10 protein-coding genes and 1 pseudogene are annotated in these 10,915 nt (G+C 70.3%); all 11 read right to left on the reverse strand.

Annotated features, from left to right (window positions below):
• Positions 1–131: 131 nt before the first annotated feature.
• Positions 132–737 (reverse strand): TetR/AcrR family transcriptional regulator, encoded by a 606-nt coding sequence (locus tag ACX9I7_RS31950; protein WP_387567593.1) that lies wholly within the window; start codon positions 735–737, stop codon positions 132–134.
• 70 nt (positions 738–807) lie between these two features.
• Positions 808–1,764, reverse strand: a pseudogene (locus tag ACX9I7_RS31955) (quinone oxidoreductase family protein); the annotation flags it as partial.
• A 124-nt stretch (positions 1,765–1,888) separates the two neighbouring features.
• Positions 1,889–3,073, reverse strand: a complete 1,185-nt coding sequence (locus tag ACX9I7_RS31960; RefSeq protein ID WP_459389313.1) for an acyl-CoA dehydrogenase family protein — start codon at positions 3,071–3,073, stop codon at positions 1,889–1,891.
• Between the two features lie 24 nt (positions 3,074–3,097).
• On the reverse strand, positions 3,098–4,027 hold the full coding sequence (locus ACX9I7_RS31965) for a 3-hydroxyacyl-CoA dehydrogenase NAD-binding domain-containing protein (RefSeq protein ID WP_459389314.1): 930 nt from the start codon (positions 4,025–4,027) through the stop codon (positions 3,098–3,100).
• Positions 4,024–4,779: an acetoacetate decarboxylase gene (locus ACX9I7_RS31970; protein ID WP_459389315.1), complete on the reverse strand. Its 756-nt coding sequence runs from the start codon at positions 4,777–4,779 to the stop codon at positions 4,024–4,026. The genes ACX9I7_RS31965 and ACX9I7_RS31970 overlap by 4 nt, the downstream gene beginning before the upstream one ends.
• Positions 4,776–5,540 carry a crotonase/enoyl-CoA hydratase family protein gene (locus tag ACX9I7_RS31975; protein WP_459389316.1) on the reverse strand — a complete coding sequence of 255 codons (765 nt, stop codon included), beginning with the start codon at positions 5,538–5,540 and terminating at the stop codon, positions 4,776–4,778. The genes ACX9I7_RS31970 and ACX9I7_RS31975 overlap by 4 nt, the downstream gene beginning before the upstream one ends.
• Complete coding sequence (locus ACX9I7_RS31980) at positions 5,537–6,754, reverse strand: CaiB/BaiF CoA transferase family protein (protein WP_459389317.1); 1,218 nt, start codon at positions 6,752–6,754, stop codon at positions 5,537–5,539. Before ACX9I7_RS31980 ends, ACX9I7_RS31975 begins: the two co-directional genes overlap by 4 nt.
• A 162-nt stretch (positions 6,755–6,916) precedes the next feature.
• Positions 6,917–7,849 (reverse strand): LysR family transcriptional regulator, encoded by a 933-nt coding sequence (locus ACX9I7_RS31985; RefSeq protein WP_459389318.1) that lies wholly within the window; start codon positions 7,847–7,849, stop codon positions 6,917–6,919.
• A gap of 381 nt (positions 7,850–8,230) precedes the next feature.
• Positions 8,231–8,566, reverse strand: a complete 336-nt coding sequence (locus ACX9I7_RS31990; RefSeq protein ID WP_459389319.1) for a hypothetical protein — start codon at positions 8,564–8,566, stop codon at positions 8,231–8,233.
• 150 nt (positions 8,567–8,716) lie between these two features.
• On the reverse strand, positions 8,717–9,121 hold the full coding sequence (locus ACX9I7_RS31995; protein ID WP_459389320.1) for a hypothetical protein: 405 nt from the start codon (positions 9,119–9,121) through the stop codon (positions 8,717–8,719).
• An 839-nt stretch (positions 9,122–9,960) separates the two neighbouring features.
• Complete coding sequence (locus ACX9I7_RS32000; protein ID WP_387567579.1) at positions 9,961–10,077, reverse strand: SapB/AmfS family lanthipeptide; 117 nt, start codon at positions 10,075–10,077, stop codon at positions 9,961–9,963.
• Positions 10,078–10,915: the final 838 nt, after the last annotated feature.

Raw genomic sequence — 10,915 nt, forward strand, 5'->3', positions numbered from 1 at the left:
GTGCTTCCGCGGATGTTTCCACGCACCGGCCGGTGGCCTGTCGGGTCCGGGTGATCACCCGGAGATGTCGTCGTCCACCACCATGTCCGGTCTCCTCAACGAGCGGTCAGAATCCGCAGCAGCATAGCAACTTATGCGGGGCTCGCCAGGGGAATTCCACGCAGGTGTGCGATGCCCCGGTCCAGGGCGGCCTCCAGATGCTCGATGCCGCCCGTCGTCAACAGGATCATCACGCCGCCCTGCACCCCGGCGAGGAGGGCCGCGGCCTCGCGGTCGGCGTCCAGGACCGGGACGATCTCGCCGGTGTCCTGCATGTGGCGGATGCCCGCCGCGAGCTGGTCCTGCCAGTGCCGCAGGAGTTCACGGGCCACGGTCCGCGCCGCGTCCGTGGCCGTGCCCAGTTGTGACATGGCAGCGTGCAGTGGGCAGTTCTCGCCCTGTTCGCGGTAGCGGGTGACGACCTTGTCGCGCCACTGCCACCACGCGGCCCAGCTGGTCAGGGAGCCCAGTTCCGGCTGCTGGTCGGCGATGACCCGGGCCGCCTCGTGCCGGGCCACGGCCAGCAGCAGTTCGTCCTTCCCGCCGGGGAAGTAGTGGAACAACTGGCTCTTGCTGGTGGCCGTGCGGCCCATCACGTCCTCAAGCCGCAGGGAGAACACTCCCTGCTCCCGCATCTCCTCGGCGGCTCCCTCGATGATGCGCCGCCTGGTCGCGGCGCCCTTGCGGGTCAACGACACCTGTCCTCCCGGTGTGAGCTGTCGCGCCCATTGAAGTCGGCCCGGGCGCGATGCGCGACGGCGGGCCGGACAGGAGCAGCAGCTTGCCGGTGGTCCCGCGCGACTCGATGTCCGCGTGGGCCCGGGCGGCGTCGGCCAGGGCGTAGCGGCCTCCGATGCGCGGGGTGAGCTTCCCGTCGAGGACCAGGCCGAAGATCTCCCCGGTCCGGCGGAGCAGGGCCTCGCGGGTGGGCACATGGTGGAACATCACCGGGTAGGTCAGCAGGATGCTGTTGGGCAGGTCGGTCGGCCGGAGGGCCGGAACGCCCATGAAGGGGCCGTAGTAGGCGTGCACCCCGTGCGGGCGCAGGGCCAGCTGCGAGGAGCGGAACGTCTCGGTGCCGCCGCCGTCGTAGACGACGTCCGCTCCCCGGCCGCCGGTCAGTTCCCTGATCCGCTCCTCGAAGCCGCCGCCGGAGTGGACCAGCACGTGGTCGGCGCCGGCCTCCCTCGCGGCGGCGGCCTTCGGCTCGCGCGAGACCAGACCGATCACGTCACCACCCCGGGCCTTGACCATCTGGGTGAGCAGCAGGCCCACGCCGCCCGCCGCCGCGTGCACCACGGCCGTGTCCCCCGGCCCGATCGGGTAGGTCTCGGTGCTGAGGTGACTGGCGGTGAGCCCCTGGAGCATCACGGCGGCCGCGACCTCGTCCGTGATCCCGTCGGGCACCTTGACCAGCGAGTCCGCCGGTATGGCGAGCGACTCGGCGTAGCTGCCGGGGTGGTAGAACCATGCCACCCGGTCACCGACGGCCAGGTCCTCGACGCCCGCGCCGAGAGCGGTGACGTATCCCATCCCCTCGGCACCCAGGACCGCGGGGGCGGCCCACCCCGGCCCGCCCTGGGCGCGGGCACCGACGTCCATGTAGTTCACTCCCGCGACACCGAGCCGGACCAGCGCCTCGCCGGGGCCGGGGACGGGGTCGGGCAGCTCGGTCCACCGCATGACCTCGGGACCGCCGTGCTCCTCGATACGGATCGCGTGCATGGGGGCACCTCTCTCTGTGCGTATCGCTGTTGCGCATCTCTGTGCGCACGAAGTGATCCGCCGAGCACGGTAGGGAGACAGGATTGGACCCTCAAGTCCAAGAATCTGTGCGGCCGCCCGCTCGTCACGCGAAGGCGCTGTGGCCGGTGACGGCCTTGCCGACGATGAGGGTGTTCATCTCCCGGGTGCCCTCGAAGGAGTAGACGGCCTCGGCGTCGGCGAAGAACTTCGCGATCCCGTAGTCGAGGACGATGCCGTTGCCGCCGAAGAGCTCACGGGCCCAGGCCACGCACTCGCGCATCCGGGCGGTGGTGAACGCCTTGGCGAGGGCGGCCTGTTCGGCGCTGTCGCGGCCGGCGGCGGCGAGCTGGCTGAGGCGGACCACCATGCCGAACATGGCCGTGATGTTGCCGAGCATCCTCACCAGCAGGTCCTGGATCAGCTGGAAGGCACCGATGGGCCTGCCGAACTGCTCACGGTCGACGGCGTAGGCGCGGGCGAGTTCGTAGGCGCGTACCGCGACCGCCAGGGCCTGCCAGGCCACCCCGCCCCGTGTGCGGGCCAGGATGGCGGCGGTGTCCCGGAAGCCGTCGACCCGCTGGAGGCGGTCGGTCTCGGGGACGCGCACCCCGTCGAGGGTGATGTCGGCGTTCTGCACGGTGCGGAGCGCGATCTTGCCTTCGATCTTGGTGGCGGTCAGGCCGGGCGCGCCCTTCTGCACCACGAAGCCCTTGACCTGTCCGTCGGCCGTATCGCGGGCCCAGACCACGATGAGATCGGCGAAGGTGCCGTTGCCTATCCATCGCTTGGCGCCGTCGAGGACCCAGGTGTCGCCCTCGCGCCGGGCGGTGGTGCGCATGCCGCCCGCGACGTCGGAGCCGCCCTCGGGCTCGGTCAGGGCGAAGGCTCCGATCTTCTTCATGGCGGCCATGTCCGGCAGCCAGCGGTCGCGCTGCTCCTTGCTGCCGCCCCCGTGGATGCTGCCCATCGCGAGCCCGGTGTGGACTCCGGAGAACACTCCCAACGAGGCGTCGACACGGTTGAGTTCCAGGTTGAGGAAGCCGGAGAACAGCTCGCTGCGGTGGCGGCCGTCGCCGTACTCGGGGTAGGCGTATCCGGCCAGCCGGAGCTTCGCGATCTTCTCGATCACCTCGAAGGGGAATTCCGCCCGTTCCCAGGAGGCGTCGAACAGCGGCTTGATCTCGCTCTCCAGGTAGTCGCGGACGGCGGCCAGCTCGGCCCGCTCGGGTTCGCTGAGCAGGTCGGCGTATCCGAAGAAATCGGGGGTGGTGTTGACGGGCTTGGGCATGGAAGTGACTCCTGTACGTGAGGTTCAGTCGTTCTCGGCCTGGCGCAGCGCCGCGTCGAGCGCGATCTGTTTGCGGTCGCGGAGGAGGGCACGTCGCCGGTACGCGTCGGGCCCGCTGCCGTAGGCGGCCTCCGTCTGGCCGACGAGCGTGGCGACGGCGGCGGCGTCCAGTTCGGGGTGGCCGAGGCGCTGCCAGCCCTCGGCGAGGCCGGGGCCGAGGTGGCGCATCATGTGCCGGATGCCGCCGGGGCCGCCGCCCAGGTGGAAGCTTTCGAAGGGGCCGACGGCGGCGTAGCGGCCGCCCAGCGACGCCTTCATCACCGTGTCGAGTTCCTCCGCGTCGACCACGCCGCTGAGGACGAGGTGGATCGCCTCCTGGAGTACGGCGCCCTGCAGGCGGTTGGCCGCGAATCCGGGGAGTTCCTTGCGCAGTCGTACCGGCGTCCTGCCCAGTGCCCGGTAGAAGGCGATGGCCTCCTCCACGGTCTTCTCCGTGGTGCGCTCGCCCGGCACGATCTCCACGAGGGGGACGATGTGCGGCGGGTTGAAGGGGTGGGCGACCAGCAGCCGTGCGGCGGCCTCGTCCGGCAGCCGCTCGGCGATGCGGGTGGCGACGATGCCGGAGCTGGAGGTGGCGAGCAGCGCGTCGGCCGGGGCGTGGTGGGCGACGTCGGCGAAGAGGTGCTGCTTGAACTCCAGGTTCTCCGGGCCGTTCTCCTGCACGAGCCGCGCTCCGGCCACGGCCTCGGCCAGGTCGTGGGTGGTGCGGATGCGGCGGCGCAGTTCCGTCGCGTCGCTGCCGGGCAGTCCGGCGGCGAGCATGGGCAGTGCCTCGTCCACGGCCGCGTCCAGGTCGTCGCGCGGGTCGGTGACGGTCACCTCGATTCCGTGCGCGGCGAAGAGCGCGGCCCACGCGAGGCCGATGGTGCCGGCACCGACGACGGCGGCGGTCATGAGGGGTCCTCCTCGGTCAGGTAGTCGTGGACGGGCACGGCCCGGTCCAGGGTGAGGTCCGTGACGATGTGGCTCGCCGAGACGATCTCGCGCACCGGGAGGTCGGCCAGCGGGGCCAGCACGTGCGCGAAGAGCTGCAGCCGCGCGGGCCCGGTGTACGCCTCCTTGACCACCAGGTCGGTGATCCGTGTGCGGACGAGCTCGCAGACGCGCGGGGTGCCGTCGTAGTCCGGGACGGTCTTGAGCATGTACGTGGGCACGGCGATCGACTCGCGGGCGAGCTCCGGGTCGAGCGGGTGGTGCTTGTAGCCCATCGTGGCGGTGGCCACGCGTACGCTCCCGTAGTCCAGCGTGCCGACCAGCGCGGCGTGCTCGGCGTACAGGGCGGGTGTGCCCATCGCCTTGGGGTAGGCGCTCACCTCGCGGCCCGCGGCGGTGGCGGCGAAGCTGTCCAGGTACATCGCGTGCAGGTATTCGCCGCGCTCGTCCCCGAAACGCACCGGTATGGCCTGCCCGGCCTCGACGTACGGGCCGTAGGCGGTGGCGTCGCCCATCTTCATCACCTCGAACCGCACCAGCGGCTCGTCGGCGTCGACGCGCAGCGGTTCGGGCACGACGGCCCGCAGCGCCTCGGGGTCGGTGCGGTAGACGATGCTCAGGTACTCGCGGTCGGTGAAGCGGACGGCGGCCGGGGCGTACGCGGGTGCTGTGGCGGGTGTGCTGATGGTCCGCAGGATCCGCGCGCGGTTCATCGCCCGCTCCAGCGGGGTTCGCGCTTCTCGGTGAAGGCACGGACGCCTTCGGCGAAGTCGGCGGAGCGCAGGAGCGTGCCGATCTCGGCGGTCTGCGCGGCGAACGCCTCCGGTTCGGACGCGCCGTCCGCCCGTCGGACGGTCCTCTTCACCGCGGCCAGGGCCAGCGGCGCGTTGGCCGCGATCTCCTCGGCGAGCTCCAGGGCGGCCGGGAGGGCCCGGCCGTCGGGGGTGAGGCGGTTGACGAGGCCGAGTTCGCGGGCGCGTTCGGCGGTGATGGCGCGGCCGGTGAGGAGGAGTTCCATCGCCACGTGGTGCGGGACGCGCCTGGGGAGCCGTACGACCCCGCCGCCGCCGGCGATCAACCCGCGCTTGACCTCGGGGAGGGCCAAGCGGGCGCCCTCGGCGGCGACCACCAGGTCGCAGGCCAGGGCGAGTTCGAAGCCGCCGCCCAGGGCGTGGCCCTCGACGGCCGCGATCAGCGGCTTGGCCGTACGCGCCTCGGCGAGCCCGGCGAAGCCCTTGCCGGGCACGGTCACCTGCTCGCCGCGGGCGGCGGCCTTGAGGTCCATGCCCGCGCAGAACGTGCCGCCCGCGCCGGTGAGGACCCCCACCCGCAGGCCGGGGTCGGACTCCAGGCGGTCGACGGCGTCGGCGATGCCCCGGGCGACCTCGGCGTCGACGGCGTTACGGGCTTGGGGCCGGTCGATGGTGACGACGAGGGCGCTGGCGACGGTTTCGACGCGGACGCTGTCGTTCATCGCCGTGCCTCACCGTTGGTGAGCTCGCCGAGTACTTCGTCGGTGTGCTGGCCGGGCAGTGGCGCGTGCCGGCGCACCGAGGCGGGGGTGGCGGAGAACGCCAACGGTATGCCGATGACCCGGTAGGCGCCCTCGGTGGGGTGCTCGCCGACGTCCAGCAGGTGGCCTCCCCGTACGTACGGGTCCTCGGCGGCCTCGTCGAGCCGCAGCACGGGGCCGAAGGGGATGCTGTGCTTGGCGCATACCTCGGCCCACCGCGCGGTGGTCAGCCGGGGCGTCACCGTCTCCAGCAGCTCGGCCAGGGCCTCGCCGTCGCGCGTGGAGTCGATGAACTCGCCGTTGACGCGCGGGTCCTCGGCCAGATCGGGGCGTCCCGCGGCGGCGAACAGGTCGCGGAAGTTCTGCGGGGTGTACGGGATGACCATCGCCAGGCCGTCCTTGGTGGGACGGGCGCGGTGTCCCTTGTTCATGGACAGCGGGAAGCCGGTCGGCCCCATCGGCGGCTCGAAGACGCGGCCCTGAAGGTGCTCGACCAGGTTGAACGCCAGCAGGGTGTCCACCATGGGTATTTCGACGTGCTGTCCGCGACCGGTCGCGCGCTGGTGGACGAGGGCCGCCAGTGCCGCGTACACGATCGTCAGCGCGGCGACCTTGTCGCCGAAGATGCTCGGCAGTACGACGGGCGCCCCCACGTCGCCCGCGCGCTGCGCGAGGTCGACGAGGCCGGAGGCGGCCTGCACCGTCTCGTCGTAGGCGGCCAGCCGGGCCCGGTCGGAGTCCGGGCGGAACCCTTGCGCGTGGGCGTAGACGAGGCGGGGGTTGGCGACGGCGAGGCTGTCGTAGTCCATGCCCAGGCGGCGCAGGGCGTCGATGCGCATATTGGTGATCAGGATGTCGGCGGTGCCGATCAGTTCCAGCGCCGTGGCGCGTTCGCGCTCGTCCTTGAGGTCGAGCGTGACGCTGCGCTTGTTGCGGTTGACGTTGAGGTTCAGGGGCGTCATGCCGGGCGTGCGGTGCAGCACGCCGATCCGGACGGTGTCGTTCGGCGACTCGATCTTGATGACGTCGGCGCCGAGGTCGCCGAGGATCTGTGCGGCGTACGGCCCCATGACGACGGTGGCCATGTCGATGACGCGCACTCCGGCGAGGGGCCCACCGGGGGCATCTTTACCTGTTGCGGCTGTTGCGGCTGTCGCGACTGCTGCGGATTCCATCACCACTCCAGTTCGAGGGCAATACGGGGAAGGGGATTCCCCGTTCGCATGGAAAACGCTAGTCCGGCGCGGTGACGGAACCCAAGCGATCAGTGACACCGATACGCGAATAACGGCGTGACCGCAGCGGTCACGCCGTTATCTCGGACGTCATTCCGGCCGTTATTCCGGGCTCTCGCCGTCCTCGACGGGCGCGGCGAACACGGCCCCCGCCTCCCGCACCAGTCCGTGCAGATCACCGTCCGGCCGGGCCCGGTCGCGGCGCCACACGAGCCCGGTCGCCAGGGTGGGCGAGAAGTCCCGGAACGGCAGGACGACACTCGCGCCTCTTCCTCCCTCGCCATTCGCCCCGCTATTTCCCGCACTGAGCAGCGTAATTCCGAAGACCGAACCGTTCGCCACGATTTCGCGCACGCTGGCGTAATCCCCGATATTAAGGCTGATCTCCTTATGAATTCCGGCGGATTTAAGGCGCACTTTGAGCTGGTCGAAATACGTGGGGAGCGTGCCGGGCGCGGAGGTCACATAGGTGTAGTCGGTGAGTTCGCTCAGCGCCACCGAGCTCCGGCCGCCGAACGTGTCGGCCGGCAGCAACGCGCCCAGCGGCTCGTGCAGCAGCTCCAGCACCTCGATCCCGTCGGCGTGCACCGGCAGGTGCACCAGCGCCATGGCGAGGTCGCCGCGCTGTACGGCGCCGAGGAGGTTTCCGCTGTTGCCGGGCCAGCGCTTGACGTCGTACTGCTCGGCACACCGCGTCTCCAGCAGCGCGAGCCGCTCCCGCAACCCTGGGTGCAGGGCCGGCACCACCCCCACGTACGCCGCCCGCCGCTCGGGCCCCAGCGCCCGGCGCAGCTGCCAGGGAATGTCGTCGAACCGCCCGAGCACGTCCTTGGCCGCCGGCAACAGCGCCGCCCCGGCGCGGGTCAGCGCCACACGGTGGGAGTCCCGGTCGAACAACCGCTGCCCGAGCTCCCGCTCCAGGTCCCGTATCCGCTGACTCAACGGCGAGGTAGCCATGTGCAACTGCCGCGCCGCGCGGGAGAAACTCAGGTTCTCGGCGACGGCGACGAAGTAGCGCAGATGAAAGATCTCCACCACCGGACCCTATCCAGGACCCCCGGGAGGCGGCCCGGCGACCGACGGGGGATCACGCGGTCGTCGGCCGCCACCAGATACCAGGCCGCCTTGGTGCGCCATGTGGATGCAGCACGGCACCGTTGAGGGCGTCGACTCCCCACGGGACCTGTGAGTCAGCCATGAATCAGCGAGTTCCGCCAGGATGGCGGGTGTGTGACACAGCGGCTCGACCCTCCGCTCATGAAGCTACCGCGAAGCGGCAGACAGCGGAGCGTGATACTCAGGCCATGGCTGCCTGCCCGCCGGGGCCCACCAACGTCGGGGTGGCGGGATCATTGCTCTGGATGCCGTTCGTCAGGGTCGGGCTTGTCCTCGTAGCTGATGGGAAGCGCGTGCGGGTCAGACGACGCCGAAGCCCTCGCATCTATCGAACACAGTCAGAGTGACGGCAACATTGACCGGAGTGCTCGCGTTATCAACGTGCACCACGTACTCGATGCCCGTGGCCTCGTTCGGTCCGCCGTGCGGGACGATGTTGGAGACCCACACGATTGGGCCATGGACCTGGAGCCGGAGGTCAAGGTCAGGGCCGAAGGAGCCCGGACCCCCCGGAAAGATCGCCGCAGTGGCCAGCACGGCGTGACCGTTGGAGATGTCGAAGCCGTTGATGTTGAAGTTCTTGGCTTGAGCGCCAGGCGACTGATTCGGATGGAACACTCGAAAACTGCGAGCCATGACCCCCTACTTCCCGTGCCTCGGTTGGGGCTGATAGGCGGCGTCTACGCCGCTTGGTCCGCATTTATTCCATCTATATACGATTCGGGGGAGGGTGCGTGCACGGGCGCGCCGGAATCGTGCTGGTCTGCCTGAGGCCCGTGAAGTGGATCAGCTCCACTGAGGGCCCGTTACGGTCTGTGGTTGGCGACTCGCGGCGGTCAGCAGGAGCCGCTTGCGTAGGAGGGGGAGGCGGGCTTGGCCGAACATGCCGCGTTTGAGGGCCTTGGAGTCGTTGACCCGGCCTTCGACGGGGCTGGAGGACCATTCGGTGCTCATGCCGAAGACGACGGCGTCGAGGTCGGTGATCAGCCCGGCGGCGAAGGAGGCCAGGCCAGACTGATGGTTGGCGCAGACATCGGCGATCCATGCGCGCAGCCGGTCTCCCTCGCGGTTGGTCATGATGGTCGCGAACGTCCGGACGTGGCCGGTGGTGGCGGTGAGCTCAGGCGAGCGGGCCGGCAGCGTCTTGAGCCGCAGTTGGTCGTCGGCGCATAGGTGGTCGGGGTGGCTCATGATCCAGCGGGTGGCTTCGCGGGGTGAGGGCGGCCGGGCCATCGGCGGGCGGCTGGCGGCGGGTCCGCGTCCGGGACGCAGCGGACGGACGTGGTCGCGCAGGCTCAGGCCCTGCCCGACCTGGGCGTGTACTGCGGCGTGGGTGTCGCGGAGCCGGTCGAGAAACTTCCCCCGGCGGGTAGGGCTCGGGTGGCTCCTGACCGGCAAAGGTCGCCACGGGCTCCGGGTCGGGTTCGGGCGAAGGTTCCGGTTCGACGAGGTCGCGCAGGAGAGCGCGATGGTGGGAGACGAGGCGTTCGACGGCTTCGCCGAGGTTGTGCCAGACATGCAATTTATCTGCGCAGTGCGGGGCCTGCGGGGCGCCGGTGCGGGCGCCTTCGGCGAAGAATGCCGCGCGGTCGCGGCAGACGATCTCGACGCCGGGGTGCTCGCGCAGCCATGCGGCCGCCCAAGCCGGCTCCGGCAGCGCCATCACCACGCGCGGCACGGTCGTCCGGCTGACCGCGATGCCCAGCAGCCGCGCCAGCCAGACCGCGTGCGAGCGGCCAGGACGACACCGAGAGCGCCGAAGAGCCTCTGCAGGACGGGGGTTCGCCGACCGTAGCGGCTAGTCAGCCCCTCGACCTGCTCGGCGAAGGTCACCCTTGCACAGTCACGGTTGTCGCAGAACAGCCGGCTCGCACCGACAACTCGATGAGCACCGGCCATGCGCCGACCGGCGCATCGCCGATCCTGCGTCGGTAGATGCCCAGGATGACGGGGCGTCACCAGCGCACGGCAGCACGGTCCAGTTCACGGAATCCGTGCCTGAACCCAAACACCCCGGTAAAAACAATCCGTCAGTCGTCGTGACACAGAATGACACTCAAGTTGCTGGGATTGTCGCTCCGCCCCAAGAACAGCCCGTCTCCGTGGTCGTCGTCCGCCACCAGGGCCTGCAGGTCGAGCAGCGTCATGTCCTCCCCCTTTCGCCTGGTACCTCGCCTTTCCACTTCCCGCCCAACGGGCCGGCCGAACCTGGCTCGCACACCCCGCTGCGCCCTGCACTCCGGAAGCTGCCGCGAAGCGACAAGTGGCTTTCTGTAGTCAGAGTGGCGCTCGGTCAGGGTGAGCCGTGCGGGGCCCGGCTCGAAGAACCGACGGGCCGACAGCTACAACGTGGGCAAAGCCGTGAAACGCTCAGAGAACATCACTGAACGCGAACTGGTGCTAAGCAGCAGCCGTCATAGGCGGCTCAGCTGCAGGGCAAGGTGCGGCAGGGGGCCGCTCAGGTGGAAGCGCCGGTTCGCCAGCAGGACACGGCGCTGGTCCGGGGTGTGGTGCTGGGGCAGGCCGGATGCTCTGTAGTCGACCGGCCATCGGCCGGTAAGGCAGGCCCACAGGGTTCCGGCCAGGACGAAGACGTCGGTGCTGCACGTGCTGGGCGCCGGCTGTCGGCCATGGATGACGGCGTGTGCGGTCTCGGGGGCTGTCAGGTGGCTGATGCCTCCCCGATAGGCGGGCCAGTCGCAAGATTGGCCGACTCGTCACCTAATGGGAGGGTGGTACGTTCAGTCCGTTACTTTCCGTCGTTGCCGATGGTCTCCTGAGCCTGTTGCGTCGCGGGCCGGGGCGTCCGGTGCCGCGTGGTATTGGGGAGGAGCCAGAATGCTGCGATCGGTGATCAGACGCGTATGGAGGCCCGTGGTCGCGGCTGCGGCGGGTATGTGTGCCTTCACGGGCATGACCGCGGCCGCCCCAGCTGCCGCCCAGGCCCAGGCCGCGGCCTCGGGCTACCTGAACCTGCATCAGTGT

Source organism: Streptomyces sp. L500, from assembly GCF_054551825.1.